18 protein-coding genes are annotated in these 17,207 nt (G+C 43.9%); 6 read left to right on the top strand and 12 right to left on the bottom strand.

The genetic code is table 11. The features are described 5' to 3' along the window. Positions 1 to 3: 3 nt before the first annotated feature. From PNC201_RS03585 to PNC201_RS03575, 3 genes are all read right to left on the bottom strand, one after another. A complete protein-coding gene (locus PNC201_RS03585) occupies positions 4 to 954 on the bottom strand; it encodes a sensor domain-containing diguanylate cyclase (RefSeq protein ID WP_102056192.1) in 951 nt (316 codons plus the stop codon). A gap of 132 nt (positions 955 to 1,086) precedes the next feature. Further along, positions 1,087 to 1,785, bottom strand: a complete 699-nt coding sequence (locus PNC201_RS03580; RefSeq protein WP_102056191.1) for a DUF3581 family protein — start codon at positions 1,783 to 1,785, stop codon at positions 1,087 to 1,089. A gap of 177 nt (positions 1,786 to 1,962) precedes the next feature. After that, the gene (locus tag PNC201_RS03575) at positions 1,963 to 2,601 is read right to left on the bottom strand and encodes a cytochrome b/b6 domain-containing protein (RefSeq protein ID WP_102056190.1); all 639 of its coding nucleotides are present in this window, start codon (positions 2,599 to 2,601) and stop codon (positions 1,963 to 1,965) included. A gap of 238 nt (positions 2,602 to 2,839) precedes the next feature. On the opposite strand from PNC201_RS03575, the gene PNC201_RS03570 reads away from it, so the two are divergent. The 3 genes from PNC201_RS03570 to PNC201_RS03560 all read left to right on the top strand — a co-directional run bounded on the left by PNC201_RS03570 (position 2,840) and on the right by PNC201_RS03560 (position 4,685). Beyond that, a complete protein-coding gene (locus tag PNC201_RS03570) occupies positions 2,840 to 3,697 on the top strand; it encodes a transporter substrate-binding domain-containing protein (protein WP_102056189.1) in 858 nt (285 codons plus the stop codon). Positions 3,698 to 3,772: 75 nt separating this feature from the next. Then, positions 3,773 to 4,261 carry a glutathione peroxidase gene (locus tag PNC201_RS03565; protein WP_010379179.1) on the top strand — a complete coding sequence of 163 codons (489 nt, stop codon included), beginning with the start codon at positions 3,773 to 3,775 and terminating at the stop codon, positions 4,259 to 4,261. Next, a complete protein-coding gene (locus tag PNC201_RS03560; protein ID WP_102056188.1) occupies positions 4,248 to 4,685 on the top strand; it encodes a MarR family winged helix-turn-helix transcriptional regulator in 438 nt (145 codons plus the stop codon). The genes PNC201_RS03565 and PNC201_RS03560 overlap by 14 nt, the downstream gene beginning before the upstream one ends. Positions 4,686 to 4,750: 65 nt before the next feature. Here the strand turns inward: PNC201_RS03560 and gltX are convergent, their stop codons facing one another. The 4 genes from gltX to proB all read right to left on the bottom strand — a co-directional run bounded on the left by gltX (position 4,751) and on the right by proB (position 8,953). Next, a complete protein-coding gene (gene gltX / locus PNC201_RS03555) occupies positions 4,751 to 6,238 on the bottom strand; it encodes a glutamate--tRNA ligase (protein WP_010607688.1) in 1,488 nt (495 codons plus the stop codon). 83 nt (positions 6,239 to 6,321) lie between these two features. Beyond that, positions 6,322 to 6,687: a glutaredoxin family protein gene (locus PNC201_RS03550; RefSeq protein WP_026000901.1), complete on the bottom strand. Its 366-nt coding sequence runs from the start codon at positions 6,685 to 6,687 to the stop codon at positions 6,322 to 6,324. An 86-nt stretch (positions 6,688 to 6,773) separates the two neighbouring features. Continuing rightward, a complete protein-coding gene (locus tag PNC201_RS03545) occupies positions 6,774 to 7,742 on the bottom strand; it encodes a GGDEF domain-containing protein (protein WP_102056187.1) in 969 nt (322 codons plus the stop codon). Positions 7,743 to 7,813: 71 nt separating this feature from the next. After that, positions 7,814 to 8,953: a glutamate 5-kinase gene (proB, locus tag PNC201_RS03540; RefSeq protein ID WP_102056186.1), complete on the bottom strand. Its 1,140-nt coding sequence runs from the start codon at positions 8,951 to 8,953 to the stop codon at positions 7,814 to 7,816. 220 nt (positions 8,954 to 9,173) lie between these two features. On the opposite strand from proB, the gene PNC201_RS03535 reads away from it, so the two are divergent. Then, positions 9,174 to 9,401, top strand: a complete 228-nt coding sequence (locus PNC201_RS03535) for a hypothetical protein (protein ID WP_010379194.1) — start codon at positions 9,174 to 9,176, stop codon at positions 9,399 to 9,401. A gap of 17 nt (positions 9,402 to 9,418) precedes the next feature. Here the strand turns inward: PNC201_RS03535 and PNC201_RS03530 are convergent, their stop codons facing one another. Next, a complete protein-coding gene (locus PNC201_RS03530; RefSeq protein WP_010607693.1) occupies positions 9,419 to 9,919 on the bottom strand; it encodes a DUF1543 domain-containing protein in 501 nt (166 codons plus the stop codon). Positions 9,920 to 10,027: 108 nt separating this feature from the next. Between PNC201_RS03530 and PNC201_RS03525 the strand changes: the two genes are divergently transcribed. Next, a complete protein-coding gene (locus PNC201_RS03525) occupies positions 10,028 to 11,668 on the top strand; it encodes an amidohydrolase (protein WP_102056185.1) in 1,641 nt (546 codons plus the stop codon). Here the strand turns inward: PNC201_RS03525 and PNC201_RS03520 are convergent. Next, positions 11,659 to 11,877 carry a YgjV family protein gene (locus PNC201_RS03520; RefSeq protein WP_010379202.1) on the bottom strand — a complete coding sequence of 73 codons (219 nt, stop codon included), beginning with the start codon at positions 11,875 to 11,877 and terminating at the stop codon, positions 11,659 to 11,661. The genes PNC201_RS03525 and PNC201_RS03520 overlap by 10 nt on opposite strands. Before the next feature lie 284 nt (positions 11,878 to 12,161). Between PNC201_RS03520 and PNC201_RS03515 the strand changes: the two genes are divergently transcribed. Then, the gene (locus PNC201_RS03515) at positions 12,162 to 12,818 is read left to right on the top strand and encodes a Crp/Fnr family transcriptional regulator (RefSeq protein WP_010607695.1); all 657 of its coding nucleotides are present in this window, start codon (positions 12,162 to 12,164) and stop codon (positions 12,816 to 12,818) included. Between the two features lie 58 nt (positions 12,819 to 12,876). Here PNC201_RS03515 and PNC201_RS03510 read toward each other — a convergent pair whose 3' ends face one another. From PNC201_RS03510 to PNC201_RS03500, 3 genes are all read right to left on the bottom strand, one after another. Then, positions 12,877 to 13,440 (bottom strand): phosphoribosyltransferase, encoded by a 564-nt coding sequence (locus PNC201_RS03510; protein ID WP_010607696.1) that lies wholly within the window; start codon positions 13,438 to 13,440, stop codon positions 12,877 to 12,879. A 345-nt stretch (positions 13,441 to 13,785) separates the two neighbouring features. After that, the gene (gene parC, locus PNC201_RS03505; protein ID WP_102056184.1) at positions 13,786 to 16,089 is read right to left on the bottom strand and encodes a DNA topoisomerase IV subunit A; all 2,304 of its coding nucleotides are present in this window, start codon (positions 16,087 to 16,089) and stop codon (positions 13,786 to 13,788) included. A gap of 8 nt (positions 16,090 to 16,097) precedes the next feature. Continuing rightward, positions 16,098 to 17,207 (bottom strand): PQQ-dependent sugar dehydrogenase, encoded by a 1,110-nt coding sequence (locus PNC201_RS03500; RefSeq protein ID WP_102056183.1) that lies wholly within the window; start codon positions 17,205 to 17,207, stop codon positions 16,098 to 16,100.

The raw sequence follows: 17,207 nt of genomic DNA, 5'->3' as shown, positions 1-17,207 counted from the left end.
ACGCTAGTTCATTTTTTTCTGATACATGTGTTTGTCTGCTCGAGAGAATAAACTGGTCATGCTTTCAAACTTACTGTCGCTCTTGGCAAATCCCGCAGAAAAACCACACTTGGGGAGCTTTTTCTTTTTTAACGCCTGATAGAAATTAGCCTCACTTTGAAAAATAAAGTCGTTTACTGCTTCTTCATTATCTCGTTGTACAATAGCCAGAAACTCATCGCCGCCATAGCGCCCAATAATATCATCTTCGCTACTTGCGGCTTTCAAGGCTTCAGCCAAACTTTGTAACACCTGATCTCCAACTTCATGACCATAGCTGTCATTTATCGGTTTAAAACCATCTAAATCAAGAAAGACACAGTAAAGCGCACCACCCAGTTTTAAGGCAATATCACGCTTATGTTCACCGAGTATTTCAGTCGCGCGGCGATTTAGTACTTCAGTCAACGGATCTTGCATCGCTATCGCTTTGATTTTGCTATAGCGCTCAATCATCACCAAATCGTCTTCTAGCATATCGCGTAAGTGCTCTATAAATTCAACCAACGAAGCGTTGTAATTTGTAGGCTTAAAATCCATCACACACAATGTGCCAAACGATTTTCCATTGGGCCAGTGGATTGGTACACCCAAATAAGACTCAAAGCCATCATTGGCAACCTCAGGGTTATCGTCCCATTGATAGTTTACGCTGGCGTGCTGCTCATATAGATTGTGATTATTAGCGACAACATGCTTACAAAAGATATTGGTTTCTTGCGGTATAAAACCACCTGCAGGATACGGGTTTTCTTCTTGGTCACTTGCAATCATCACTGCAAAACCGTCTTCTTTTTTTTGTACCACAAACGCAGCAGGCGCCGAAAAAATCTTCGCCATCAAATCGACTGTTTTTTGCCATTTTAATAATGTTTGTTGTGAGGCTTCTGGTTTGAGCAAGTCAGCATACGGCACAGTAATACCATTTAATTCAATTACATTTTATCTAAACAGTATAGCGGACAGCTGAAGAGTGGATGAATTATTGTTTCAAAGGAAAACGGTGTGGGCAACACGCTGACAGGTGCGTCAGCGTGTATTGGGAGGTTACGGCTTTAATGCTACTTTTCTATCGTTGTAATAGGCAATCAAATCATCAACGGTTTGCTGACAATACTCACGGATCCCAGAAACTAACATGTGCTTTTCACCATAACCGACTTTAGTGCCGTTCGACAGCAAGTTAAAACGCAGGTTGATTTTGCCACGTTTGCCTTCATGGCTAAACTCAGGTTTAGCCGCTTCCAATGTTACTTCCGTTACCGATATATCATCCATATGAATAGACATAGATTCGTATATCACCATTGGCCTTGCTGGGTTTATCATTACCTCTTGCTCACCCATCAATGGGATGATCACATGAGGAAAGGTAGTGCCTGAAAATTCTACGTAATTTCTCGTCAAACTATTGATGAGCGTTGGGCACGTGCTGGTTTCGCCAGCGCGCGACACTGACAGCATCACTTTATCATTTGCGGTAATATCAAATTGCGCAGCACCTTCTGGCAATGTAAGGGTTGTTGTTTCATCAACCATGCCCACAAAGCTAAACTCCATATTCTCGCTTAAGCCGTAGTGCTTTAACACTAAGGAGAAAAGTAGATCACCCGGTACACAAAACTTCTTTGCATCGATGTCGTGCAGTGGGTTGTAGTCGTCCGCGACTCCTTTTGCAAATAAACTCCCCTGCTCTCTGGTAATGGTGATCTCATTTGCTTGTTGTTGATAATACGGCTCTAACATCGCTACTTTTCTCTAACCTCTATGATAAAACTGCGCCATGTTACCAGAATTTTCTGAAATAGAGGTCATATCTGTTACGATAATCTGTTAACAAATATTACATTGACCGGACTTGGCACTAAAAGTTAGCGAAGTTATTGAAAACAATGACCTCGCTAACCTCTGTTTAGAGTTAAGTTACATTAACCCTTGTAATGGCTCAGCGCCCCACGTAAAGAGTAACAAAGCTGAAAGTGCAATAAAGATAAGGTATGCAACAACACCCGATTTCATGACAGGCGTGCTGACTGCATGTTCTTGCTTACCAGTAACTAATGTCTTTACTAGGTTTTGACCTTTTAGGCGATACACCACAATAGCAAATATATGCAGTGCAATGGCCGCAATTAACAGCTCAATATTGGTGTGATGTATATCACCTGCTAATTCAACTAAGTCGTAAGATACATATTGTGCAAGTGGGCCTTCCACCAAAATATCATCTGTTGTCATCAAGCCAGAAACAAGCTGGACAATGATCAGCACAAAAAATAGCAGCACCATCAAACTTCCCGCAGGATTATGTCCTACATGGCTTTGTTTTGATTTAATGGCCGATAAAATTGCTTTAGGTGAATGAAATAACGCGCTTAATTTAGCGGTTTGGCTACCAATGACACCCCAAATTAATCGCGCTGCCATCAGTGCTAACAATAAATAGCCAGTAACAAAGTGAAGATCCATCATGCCTTCTTCACCGGTAATATATAAGGTTACTAGTCCTGCTACGAGCAGCCAGTGAAACCCGCGGATAAATCCATCCCACACTTTGGTCATTGTTTATTTGCCCCATAGGTAAAAATCATTGCAATGATGACAGGTTATAAAACTCAGCACAAAGAGTTAAGGTTAAATAACCACTTATCTTGATTTGGCACCGTATTTTGCGTCCAATTTATATACATCTGTCTGATGTTTGTTAGGCTTTTAGACATGTTTTTGCAGCAAACTTCGCAGCTCCGAGTAATAATGTTCTATAGTAAACTGGTGTTTGCTTTACTGGGTTGGAGCAATAATGAAATATTTACTGCTAATGCTGCTGTTATTTGGTGCGTGCTGCAACGCAAAAATATTGCTGATCTCGAATGAACCTGCCGATGAGCAAAGACTTTTTACCAGACAAGCCCATAGTTTAGAGTCAGATACCAACAACTTGCTTTTAAACCAGTTTGGCCGAGATTACTTTGACTTTAACATTGTCACCCCAACCAAGCTTAACCAATTACTAGCAAGCGAAGAGCCTGTGTGCGCGGTGTCTCGCCTAAAAACCCCAAGTCGCCAGCAAGCCTTCTTGTTTACCATCCCCATCCACCTATATCCGAGCCATAGATTATATTACTTCAAACAGCACACCCCGATGGATGCCAGCCTTGTGAACGCCACGGGTAAGCTAAAGTCGCTTGCAAGTTTAATGGCTTACTATCCACAGACCACTATCATCAAAGAGGTCGGCAAATCTTATGGCAATACCATTGACTCTGCATTAGCGCTACTTGAGCCCAAAAATGTTGCCATTAGACCGTATAAAACCTCAGCACAAACCATTATGGAGCAGTTTAATGCAGGTAAAGTCGACTTTATATTAGCCTACCCCGCTATTTTTCAGCAAAGCTTTCCAAAGGACAAAGCCCATCTAGTGGGCTCATTACCGATTGCAAATAACCTCCCTCATCTTGAAGGCCATATTGCTTGTAGCCACACCCAAGAAACACGAGCATTTATCGACAAGGCCAACCAGATGATCCGTGCACTATATTCCACCAGTACCTACCTAACCACACACTTAAAATATCTCCCCAAGCAAGATCACGCATTGATCACCAGGCGGCTTGCGATGCTAAGCGCCAAATATCAACATACTCCTGCAAAATAATTTCAACTGCGGTTGCACAAGGGTCATACTTAGTCTAAATTAAATCGTGCACGATTAAATCACAAGAGACTAAAAATGACGACACTCTATCAGTTTGAAGCAAACACGTTACAAGGTCAGGCATATCATTTTACCGACTTACAAGGCAAAGCTGTGCTTATTGTTAACACGGCTAGTGAGTGTGGATTAACACCACAATATGAAGGACTCCAAGAGCTACACCAAAAATACGCGGATCAGGGACTTGTGATCATCGGCTTTCCCTGCAATCAGTTTGGTAAACAAGAACCCGGAGATGCAAAACAAATTCAAGAAGGCTGCTTAATTAACTACGGTGTTGATTTTCAGATGATGGAAAAGATTGAGGTTAATGGCGATAAAGCACACCCACTGTATCAATACCTAAAGTCCGCGCTTCCAGGGCTATTTGGTAATAAAATCAAATGGAACTTCACTAAGTTTTTATTTAACCAGCAGGGTGAACCCGTTAAGCGCTATGCCCCAATCACCAAGCCTGAACAAATAGCCAAAGATATTGAAAAGTTACTAAATGAGTCAATCTAACCCGCAGCTCAATCTCGATAACCAGATCTGTTTTCGGCTATATAGTGCATCAAGACAGGTTACACGACTCTATCAGCCGTTACTCAAAGAGGTTGGGCTCACGTATCCGCAATACATAGTGTTATTGATTTTATGGGAGCAGGACGGACAGCTCGTGAAAGAAATAGGCGAACGAGCTGAACTCAATAGCAACACCCTAACACCGCTCCTTAAGCGCTTAGCAGAGCGTGGTCTCGTTACCCGTAGCAAAAATCCTGATGATGAACGACAAACCTTCATTCACTTAACTCAAGCAGGTAAAATCCTCGAGCAATCATGCGCTTGTATCCCAGCACAAATGATGGCAAAAGCGGGCTTAAGTATGGAGCAAATTCAACTGTTAAGGCAGTCTCTTGATGTGTTGATGGCACAAGGAAAGCGGTAAACACGATACATTTCGGACAATAAAAAAGCCGCTACATCAGCGGCTTTTACAATACGGTCTCGCTATTATGCAATAGACGGGTACTCACGGTATGCTTTTTCAAGCTTTTTCGCTTGCTTTTTAGATACACCAATATGCTCTAGTGCCACTCTTAAACGCGCACGAGAAAGGTCTGAACCTAACACTTCCATCGCATCTACTACTGAGGTCGATGAGGTTTTGCCTGTAATAGCAACGAAGATAGGCTCTAAGAACTCTTTGATCTTTAACTCATGGTGTGTCGCCACAGCCTTTGCAATAGAGAAGATCTCAGACTTGTTCCACGTACGCAGCTTTTCCAATTCCCAAATAAAGAACTGCAGAGCTTGACGAACCACTTCTTCGTCCGCTTTACCAGCCGTTAATAACGCTGGATCGTATTCAGGTAAGCCCGCCACAAAGTGGCCTGCTAGCCCCACCAAATCAGATAACGTGTTAATACGCGCCTTGGCTTCAGGAAGTACGCGAGCCAACATATCACCGTTAAACTTCCAGTCGACAAAGCGCTGGATAAGTTCTGCATCGGTTAGGTTTTCACGGATCCACAGACCGTTTAACCAGTTAAGCTTGTCAATATCAAAGATAGGTCCACCAAGCGATACGCGCTTCATATCAAAGTGTTCAATCATCTCAGCCAAAGTGAACTTTTCACGCTCATCCGGCATTGACCAACCCATACGACCTAAATAGTTAAGTAGTGCTTCTGGTAAGAAACCCATTTCTTTGTAGTAGTTAATTGAAGTTGGGTTTTTACGCTTTGACAGCTTAGACTTATCAGGGTTACGAAGTAGCGGTAAGTGACCAAGTACAGGTGCTTCCCAGCCGAAGTCTTCGTACAATTTTAGTAGTTTAGGCGCAGAGTTGATCCACTCTTCACCACGGAAGATATGGCTAATCTCCATGTGATGGTCATCTACTACGTTTGCAAGGAAGTAAGTTGGGAAGCCGTCGGCTTTCAACAAAACTTGCATGTCTACGTTTTCCCATGGGATCTCAATTTCACCGCGTAGGTAATCGTTAAACTTAAACGTGCCTTCTTCTGGGATTTTCATGCGAATTACGTAAGGCTTGCCAGCTTCAAGGTTTGCCTTTACTTGTTCTTCAGATAAACGTAAGCCACGGCCATCATATTTAGGGCGTAAGCCTTCTGCCATCTGCTCTTCACGCATTTGGTCTAGCTCTTCAGCCGTCGCAAAGCAGTAAAACGCTTTACCATCATCTACAAGCTGCTGTGCAAACTTTTTGTATAAGTCAGAACGCTCTGATTGACGGTATGGACCAAACTCGCCACCCACATCCGGACCATGATCCCAGTCAAGCCCTAACCAACGTAGGCTGTCCATGATAGCTTGCTCAGATTCAACAGTACTACGTACCTGATCGGTATCTTCAATTCGTAATACAAACTCACCACCTTGCTGCTTGGCAAAGCAATAGTTGAATAAGGCAATATAAGCCGTTCCTAAATGCGGATCACCTGTTGGAGAGGGTGCGACACGAGTACGGATAGTCATCAAAATTCTCTTAAAAATGGATTAGTCGATTAATGGCGCTATGCTAGCATAGCGCCTGATTAGCGCATAGTAAGGCGCGTGAATTAAGCTGCTTTTTCCAGCTTTTCTAGATAAGCAACAATGTCATTGGATTCGTACAGCCAAGTGACTTCGCCTTGCTCTTCGATTCGCAAGCATGGCACCTTCACTTTACCCCCCTGCTCTAGCAACTCTTGGCGATATTGCTCATCATTTTTGGCATCACGGGTTTCGAGCTTAAGCCCTTCACGCTTGGCAGCGCGGCGCACTTTAACGCAAAATGGACATGCCTTAAATTGGTATAACTTTAAGTTTGCCGTCATAGCATCTAGCTTTTGCTGTTGTTCTGCGGCACGTTTTTTACTGCGCGGGGTAAAAATAAAATCAAAAAGTAAAATCAGACGTCCTAAAAACCATCTTACAAATTGCATAACGTTTCCCAAACCTTTTGCTACATTCGCTAAAAAATAGGTTGGGGAGTTTAGCATAATCTTTAAGCGCTATATATAAGCGGAGCTTAAAACAACTCTATTTCTGCACATGCGTATTGTGATTCAGCTAACCCTAAAGCGAGGTAGTTTGTAACTTGGTTTCTGCCATTTTCTTTTGAGTGATAAAGCGCAAGATCGGCTTTATGAACTTGCTCAGAAACTTGTAGTGTATCGACCACTTCAGTAAAACCTAGGCTCACAGAAACATGCTCTACTTGCGGAAATCGGCTGGAAGCTATTGTACTTCTCAAGCGCTCAAGTGCTACTGCAGCAGAGTCATCATTGCGACTTTGAAATAGCGCCGCAAACTCCTCTCCGCCGTAGCGAAACACATAGTCTTCTGCTCTAAAGTTAGCTTTGATCTTTTGTGCTACCAACAGGATCACTTCATCGCCAATCACATGACCAAAATTGTCGTTTACCTGTTTAAAGTGATCGATATCTACCATCGCTAAATACCACTTGCGGTCTTCACTGTCATCACGGCATACCGTAAACCCGTCCCCATTGGTTATTTCCATGACTTTTTCATCAAACGTTTGGCGATTGAGTAGCTCGGAAAGCGGATCGATACGAGCAAAGTGCAATGTTGCCATTTGATGCGCAAAAACAGTGAGTAAGTGCTTCATTAAAGTCGCAGTGGTGAGATTTACTTGACCTTCTATATATAAAAAACCAACGAGCTGAGCTTGGTGATAAAACGGGATAACACTATCGCCGTGGTATTGAATGAGGTGTTTGTCATCTTGGCGCTGCTGTAATTTATCTACCACGGCATCTACCGGTCCCACCACAACACAAAAGTCGCGATGGCTCACAAATATAGATTTTGGGACTTCTTTTTCCGATAAGCTTTTACTGAAATAAAATGCATAGCTTTCCCCACAAACATCAGAGATAACCCGCTCAAGGGCCTGCATTAGCACCAGTTCACTCTTTTGCGCCAAGAGCTCTAAAGTAAGTTCGTGACCACAGGGTGAATAGCTAATCGACATTCAAGGCCTCTCAATAAAGTTGACTCTTGATAAGTGTAGAACAGCTCTCTGAATTTACAGTAATTTATAGGCTAATTTAATACTTCTTGTTGGCTATGTTGATTTAAGAGCACCAAATTATCGCGATGGATGATCTCCTCTGCACTTTCAAAGCCAAGACACTGCGCAAATTCACTACTATGACGGCCAATTACCAAACCAAGTTCTTGATTACTTAAGCTAGTTAAACCTTGTGCCTGTAGCGTGCCTTGTTGGCAAAACACTTGAACCAGCTCACCACGTTTAAATTGCCCTTCAATCGACACGATACCTTTTGCTAGTAAACTTGCTCCTTGATTACATACCGCATTGATTGCACCACTATCACAAATTATTTTACCGGTTGATTTAGGGCCAGACAGCAACCAGCGCTTGCGCCCTCCAACCGGAGCGTCAAACTTCAAAAACGTCGTGCTTGGTGCGGTTTGCGTAAGTACTTGCGGTAAAATGTCGTATTCACTACCTTTTGCAATCACGACATCAACGCCTGCTCGTTGTGCGATGTCGGCGGCTTGCAACTTAGTCGCCATACCACCCGTGCCAAGTTGTGTGCCACTACCACCAGCAAGAGCTCTAAGTTCGTCGTTTATATGTGTTACTTGCTCTATCAACTGCGCATCTGGATTGGCTCTGGGATCTGCGGTAAAAAGACCATGCTGATCGGTGAGTAATACCAATTTATCGGCATTTGCTAAAATTGCGACGTAAGCCGAGAGGTTATCGTTATCGCCAACTTTGATTTCAGACGTTGCCACCGCATCGTTTTCGTTGATGATCGGCACGACATGATGCTCTAAAAGCTTAGTGAGCATGTCCCGTGCCGTTAGATAACGTTCGCGGTGCTCAAGATCGGCTCGTGTCAGTAGCATTTGTGCCACATTAACGTCGTAAATACTAAACAATGACTGCCATAAATGGATTAATTGACCTTGCCCAATCGCAGCCAACATCTGTTTTTCAGCGAGTGAATGACCAATTTGTTGCTGCAATACACCGCGCCCAGCAGCAACAGCACCGCTAGATACAACAATGACCTGATGACCAGCTTGACGCAACGTTACACACTGCCTTACCAGCTCAACAAGTCTGGGCTTGTTTAAGGTCTGGCTGCCTGCAGTTAAGACACTTGTGCCGAGCTTGATAACAATGGTTTGTTTATTGTTTTTGGTCATAGTATTTGTTGGTTTTTACAGCGATAGAGCTTCGTTATACCACGGACCTTCCCCCCTCCCAAGTAATAATACCAATTGCATTGGTATAAACTAATGAATTTTATTTCTAACTCAGAGTGAATTGGTATAATCCGCCGCACTGATTTCGATCAAGGCTTTTTTGCACCGCGTGTGAGAGAGTGTTCACCATTCAATGAAAGAATAATTAGCTGAGTTCAGAATGAAAAAACACAAAAAGAACAAAGAGATTATGATGCTACCTTTGCTGTTTGTAGTGATCTTAATGTGTGTGGGTGGCCATTTTATTTTGCAACCTAGCTACAAAGACAGCCACATTGTCGAATACTCTCTAGCTGCACTGCCGTTTTTAATGTTTGCCGTCGTGATTGTCGCTATCAAAATAGCCATAAAAGCAGATAACGATGAAAACAATGAGGGTGAGGGCTAAAGTATCCCTCACATTGGTTATAGAGGATGATAACCAAACCACAAAGGGGTAAGCGGTGTTGATTGGCCACTGTGGGTGAGCTTGATATTTAAGTTTTGATCAAATAAATCGATGGCAAAACAGTCATCTACATCATGTAAATCGTCTTTATGAATATGGCTAAAACCGTTAAGCAAAAACGCTTTTGCCTTCTCTTTTGCTTCATCGGCATTCGTTGCAACGAACAGCCCAAAGTCATGCGCCTCAGCTAAACTATCTGGCTTATATCCTCCCAAGTTCACAAAATACAAATGCTCAGCTTGCTCAACACGCTCTTCGGTAAGTTCAATGGCATAGCCATCGGCATGTTCAATGATTGTGTAGCTATCCATATGCACCGAGTTTTTATCACCAACCCATTGCTGCTTTAATTTGGGATAAGCTTCTTCAATTGTATTTGCCGCGACAAAGCGCACATCATGCATTTCAATATGGCAACCTTGAATACGGCCGCCTAGGTATACAACAAACAACTTCACTTTGACACTCCACTCCTTTAAAACCCAAGTATACTCTCAACGCAAAGACTTGGCTTTATTGAGTTAGATGATTATTCTGAATAAATACTCTCAGTGAAGGACAATATAATGAAAAAAACATTCCTCGCGCTTTTGGCTAGCTTTAGCCTGTCAACAACAGCTCAAGTAACCTTAATCCACAATGTAAATGGCTATACGCCCACTAAATCGCAGCAAATTGAGCGCTTTTCTTCTTTGGTAATTAAAGACGGTAAAGTCGTAAAAACAAGTGCAAAGGATCTGAGTACCCAATACCCGAGTGCAACCAAATTTGATGGTGAGGGAAAAACCCTATTACCTGGTTTAATTGATGCGCACGGTCATATCATTGGCCTTGGCAATAATTTACTCACACTCGACGTGCGCGGTAGCAAAACCATTGCAGAAGTAGGAAAACGGCTTAGCCACTACGCAAAAGCCCATGAAGGTGAATGGATAATAGGTCGAGGCTGGGATCAAACCTTATGGCCCGGCGGACAATTCCCAACCGCAGCCGATCTCGACAAATACGTAAAAGATAAGCCCGTCATACTCACTCGAGTAGATGGTCACGCTATTTGGGTAAACTCAAAAGCGATGGCGCTTGCCAACATTTCGAAATCAACAAAGACGCCGGAAGGCGGTGAAATCATTACATTGAATAGCGGTATGCCGAGCGGGATTTTTATCGACAAGGCAGAAGACCTTATTCGCACTCATGTCCCAGCTCAGTCAGATGCACAGGTAAACAAGGCGCTGAATAAAGCCGGAGAACACTTGCTGAGTTTAGGCATTACCTCAGCCCATGATGCCGGGATTGACTACACCACATGGCAGGTTTACCAAGCACGCGCCAAGGAACACACGATGCCGCTACGCGTCTACGCTATGCTCAGTGCAAGCTCCCCCAAACTCGCAGAGATGTTGGACGTGGGAGTGATCAAAGATACACGAGATCAACTCTCTATTCGTAGTGTAAAAATCTATGCTGATGGTGCACTTGGCAGTCGAGGTGCGGCACTTATTCGCGACTATCATGACCGCAAAGGTCACAAAGGGTTAATGCTCGAAAACCAAGCGACGCTTGAAGCATTGATCACCCAAGCCATACGCAGCGGCTACAGTGCACACACTCACGCCATTGGCGATAGAGCGAATCGCATCGTGCTAGATTCATATCAACACGTTTTTAAAAAAGCAGGTGGTAGACTGCTCAGAAATCGCATTGAGCACGCACAGATTGTCCATCCGGATGATATCCCCCGCTTTAAGACGCTAGATATTATTCCATCAATGCAGCCTGTTCATGCCACATCTGATATGCATATGGCCGAAAAGCGCCTAGACGACAAACAGCTTAGCGGCGCTTACGCATGGCAAACATTCTTAAAGCAAGGAAGTAGAGTGGCGGCGGGTTCTGACTTTCCAGTGGAGCTCGCAAACCCTTTCCATGGTCTGCATGCCGCTATCACCAGACAAGACCATCAAGATTTACCCAAGGATGGCTGGCGCCCAACAGAAAAGCTAACCAGAGAACAAGCACTCCAGGCATTTACTGTTGATGCTGCGTATGCCGCATTTCAAGAGTATAAACTGGGAAGTTTAGAACAAGGAAAGTGGGCCGATTTTATCTTAATAGACCAAGATTACTTTACCGTAAGCGAAGATAAAATTGATGATATTAAAGTCGAGCAGACCTGGATTGCAGGTGAACTTAAATATCAGCGTTGATCTTTTTGTAATTTCACCAAGTGGTAGGTGTTAACTAGTGCCAGTAGACCATTAGTTAACGCCACCGGCCAAGCTTGGATAAGTGCACCATAGGCGGTAAAACAAATACAGCCCATTAAATTGAACCAACGCAACTTAGCAACATCGCTCATCATCAAAGAAACGACCAAAAAAGCAGAGGCTAAATAGCCTAAATATTCCCAACTCATTTGTCCTCTCCCCTAAGTTGCGTTAGCATATAGTTTATGCTCGAATTTACGTATCGAGCAGAATAAAAAGGCTAACCCACAAGCCCCTAGAAATTAGCACCAATAAATTAGCTCTAACACGGGAAGTGGGGGTTTAATGGTAATATCGTTTATTAAATTCTTCGCCACAGCGCTGAGATAAAACCGATACTACTTAAACGGTGTGAGTTAGCGTAAAACTGAAAAATTCATGCTAACGTCATTATAGTTTAATAAATAGGACATTTGTCCGAAGAGCCATCTAGATGTTTCAATATCATTTTTCAACCAATTTGGTCGAACAGTTACTCGCTTTTGCTGGTAATAGTTTTCAGCACAGCAAAAAAGAAGTCTTGATCCACCAAGATGAACCATTGAGTAAACTCATATTGGTGACCAGTGGCACTGTGTCTTTTAGTTATGATGTCGGTAACGGTCGTCGTCTATTACTCGGACAACTGGACTGTAACAACACGCTAATTGGCGAAATCGAAGCGCTGAATCATCAGCCTTGTATTTATACCGTGACTTGCTTGAGCGATGTAACCTATCACCTCATTGAGCTAAAATATTGGCGAAAATTACTGCTTGAGCAGCCAGAGCTGAGCCTATATACCGCGCAAACCATCGCTGCTAAGTTTACTGAAAACCAAAAGATAAACTTAGACAAGTTGCTGTTGCCGCTGAGCTACAACATTGCTAAAGACTGCTTATTACGTGCCGAGAATTCGAATCCAACATTACTTCGTGCCTATTCAACGGTAAGTGCTGAAGCCGAAAGGTTTGCGACCACTGAGCGTGCATATCGTCGGGTGGTAAGTGAATTGGTAGAAAAGGGCTTGATAGTACGTAGTAGTGAAGGCTTAAAGCCAGTCGATGTTGACGCGCTTGAGGATTTTGTTGATAGCTTCGCGCAAGCTTAATTTTTCGCGGTTAGAATAACTAGGGCGAGTACTTTCTCGCCCTTGAGTACTGATTAACTTATTTTGCAAATAGGTGTTTAATATTTGCTAAGTCAGACTTTCCTTCCACTAATTCTTCCGGTGTTAAGCCTGACAGCTCGTGAGGGAATACCAACCACTCATCAGACTCATGAATAAAATAATCTGGTGTCATTGGTACTTTTTTGTTTGCTGGCTTGTAGTATGGGCAAGCAACACGAATATCGCGAGGCAAGTTCAGGCGCATTAGCTCTGCAAGCTTTTCTTTCAACGCAAAGATACTGCGGCCAGAATCAAACACGTCATCAACGATTAGCAATGAATCGTCAGCGTTTGCATTTTCCACAATGTAATGCAAACCGTGAACTTTGATTTCTTTAGATTGCTTACCAATGCCATAGTAAGAAGAAGTGCGTACTGCGATATGATCAGTCTCTATACCTTTGTAATCGTAGTATTCTTGAACTGCGATACCAATAGGCGCACCACCACGCCAAATACCGATAATAAAGTCAGGTCTAAACCCGTCTTCATAAACTTTAGCGGCTAAGCGAAATGAATCTTCTAGCAATTGTTGCGCTGTGATATAGCACTTATCTGACATAAATACCCCGTTAGGAAGCCCGTGTGATGGTGACAAGCAGCAAGCGCTGCCAATTGATACCAATTACAATTGTTTGCAAGCCATAGGCACTTGTGTGATTGGTATAACCGAATATTTTAACGTAAAGCGCAATAAAATGCTGCAATAATAGTGTCTTTTTATTTTCATTTTTTGATTTGAGGAGCCATATTCTAAAGTTAAGGATCGCCGGGTGAACCGGCTCCTACGCAAAGTTCAATGGTTGAACAGACACCTACACAGAGTGGTTAATCTGGTGGGAGCGAGTTCACCTCGCGATGGTTTTCAACAGATAAAAATAAGGCCGCGGTGGGCGGCCTGTATCGGTTATTCTTCGGTATCTACGCTGGCGTCATTGTCTTCTGGTGTCTCAACACCATTGTGCTCCAGATCATAGCTATCTACGCGCTGTAATCCGCGCGGTAACTTATTACCTCTGCGCCCTCGCTCACCGTAATAGTGCTCTAAATCACTCGGCTTTAAGGTTAGCTTGCGCTTACCTGCATGTAAGGTAACAGAAACGCCTTCAGGTACTACCGCTAACACTTTGACAAACTCTTCGCGGCTTTGCACTTTCGCGCTAGGGATAGAGATAATCTTATTCCCCTTACCTTTACCAAGCTTAGGTAAATCACGTAATGGGAATAGTAGCATTCTGCCTTCGCTCGAAATCGCCATACACATATCGGTGGCAACATCAAATACCTGGATAGGAGCCATCAAATGCGCACCTTTTGGCACGCTAACGAACGCTTTACCATTTTTGTTTTTGCTCACCATATCAGCAAAGTCACTGATAAAACCGTAACCGCCATCGGTCGCCATCAGATAAGTCGATTTCTCTTCGCCCATGACCACATGTTCAAAGTTACATCCTGACGCTAAGTTAAAGCGTCCCGTCATCGGTTCACCCTGACTCCGGGCTGAAGGTAAGCTATGCGCATCGGTTGCAAAGGCTCGCCCTGAAGTATCTAAGAACACCGCAGGCTGATTACTCTTGCCTTTCGCAGAGGCTTTATAACAGTCTCCTGAGCGGTAGCTTAGCCCTTCGGCATCGATATCATGGCCCTTCGCAAAACGCGCCCAGCCTTTTTCAGATAGCACAACAGTTACAGACTCTGATGGGATCAAATCTTTTTCGCTAAGCGCTTTGGCTTCACCACGCTCAACTACCGGTGAGCGTCTATCATCGCCATACAATTCAGCAGCTTCTTGGATTTCTTTTTTCATCAACGTCGACATACGACGCTCAGAGCCTAAGGTTTTTTCCAATCCATCACGCTCTTTTTCAAGCTCATCCTGCTCACCACGGATCTTCATTTCTTCAAGCTTTGCAAGGTGGCGTAATTTCAGGTCTAGAATTGCTTCTGCCTGCTTATCTGAAAGACCAAAACGCGCTATTAACTCTTCTTTTGGTTTGTCTTCGTTGCGAATGATTTCGATGACTTCATCGATATTCAAAAATGCAATCATCAAACCTTCAAGAATATGCAAACGCGCAAGCACTTTGTCTAAACGATACTGCAAACGTCTACGCACCGTTTCACGACGGAATACTAACCACTCAGATAAAATCTGACGCAAGTCTTTAACTTGTGGACGCCCGTCTAAACCAATCATGTTGATGTTAACACGGTAGTTCTTTTCAAGATCCGTCGTGGCAAATAGGTGCGCCATTAATGGCTCGACCTTAACTCGATTTGAGCGCGGTACGATGACGATACGCGTCGGATTTTCATGATCCGATTCGTCACGTAAATCCGCTACCATAGGGAGTTTCTTCGCTGTCATTTGTGCTGCTATTTGCTCTAGCACCTTGGCACCCGAACATTGATGTGGCAACGCGGTGATCACCACTTCGCCTTGCTCTTCGGTGTACACAGCACGCATCTTGATTGAGCCACGACCTGTGGTGTAAAGCTTTTTGATCTCTTCTTGCGGCGTAATGATTTCCGCATCGGTTGGATAGTCTGGCGCTTTGACCAATTCTAGAATTTCTTCTAGTTCGGTTTTAGGCTTATCCAATAACAAACAACAAGCTTCAGCAACTTCACGTACGTTATGCGGCGGAATATCGGTTGCCATCCCCACCGCAATACCCGTCACCCCATTCAGCAAGATATGTGGTAAACGCGCGGGTAACACTTGCGGCTCATCTAAGGTGCCATCAAAGTTAGCGGTCCAATCGACCGTACCTTGGCCAAGCTCTTTCAGCAGTACTTCTGAGAACTTAGATAAACGCGCCTCAGTATAACGCATCGCAGCAAATGATTTAGGATCATCCGCAGCACCCCAGTTACCTTGGCCATCCACCAGCGGATAGCGATAAGAAAACGGCTGCGCCATGAGTACCATGGCCTCATAACAAGCACTGTCGCCATGAGGGTGATATTTACCCAGTACGTCACCAACGGTACGGGCAGATTTTTTGTATTTTGCTTGAGCAGATAAGCCCAGCTCACTCATCGCATATACAATACGACGTTGTACAGGCTTCAGGCCGTCACCAATATGTGGTAACGCCCTATCCATGATCACATACATGGAATAGTTCAGATAGGCATCTTCAGTAAAACGCCCCATCGGAAGTTGTTCAATGCCTTGCAAGGACAAGGCTTGAGGATCTGTCATGTTACACCTTACTTGTTGTTGTAGCTGATGCGATATATCGCATTGGCGTAATCATCGGAAACGAGCAGGCTACCGTCGTCGAGTTCTGCAATTGCGGCTGGTCGACCATGGGTTGTTTCGTTTTCCATAAAGCCGGTAAGGAAAGGCTCATAGCCTCTAATTTGGCCATCTTGCACATTTGCTCGCATTACTCGATAGCCCACTTTTTTGCTGCGGTTCCAAGAACCATGTTCAGCAACAAAAAGCTGATGCTTCATTGCCTTTGGAAATTGCTCGCCACGGTAAAAGTGAATGCCCAGCGGTGCAACGTGCGCTTGTAGTGCAAGTGCTGGCATGGCGTAGTCAGTCACCGATTTACCCTCGCCAAATTCAGGGTCTAGCACGCTGCCGCCATGAACATAGGGGAAGCCAAAATGCTGACCAATTTCGTCAACACGGTTGATTTCACATGGTGGAATGTCATCTCCCATCATGTCACGACCGTTGTCGCTGAACCATAACTTTCCAGTTACTGGGTGATAATCAAAACCCACTGAGTTACGCACGCCTTTGGCAATCGTCGAAAGCTTTTTCGTCTCAAGATTTAGTGAAAATATACGGCCAAACTTAGGGTCTTCGGCACAAATATTACAAGGCACGCCAACTGGAATGATCAGTTCGCCTTCCGGCGATACTGTCAGGTACTTCCAGCCGTGGTGACGTTTGTCAGGCAAATCATCGAACACCACTTCTTTTACCGGTGCCTTGAGGTTTTTTGCGATTTGCTTAAAACGCACAATACGCTCAACTTCAGCAACATATAAGTCACCGTCTTTTAGGGCGATACCGGAGGGCATATTCAGCCCTTCTGCAACCAAGATTTTCTTGTCGGCTACGCCATCACGGTTGTTGTCAATGAGTGCGTGAACTTTACCCGCTTTACGAGAGCCAACATACACAGTGCCATCTTTGCCCACCGCCATTTGTCTCGCATTTTCAACATCTTTCGCAAAATAGCTCAGCTCATACCCTTTAGGTACTGAAAGGCGCGAAAGCATATCATTTGCCAGCGCAGGTGAGCTTAATAACGCTACTGCCAGCGTCGTCGCTATCGTGGTCAATTTACTATGTATTTTCAT

The organism is Pseudoalteromonas sp. NC201 (genome assembly GCF_002850255.1).
Lineage (GTDB): Bacteria > Pseudomonadota > Gammaproteobacteria > Enterobacterales > Alteromonadaceae > Pseudoalteromonas.
This window is presented reverse-complemented; position numbering and strand designations above follow the sequence as displayed.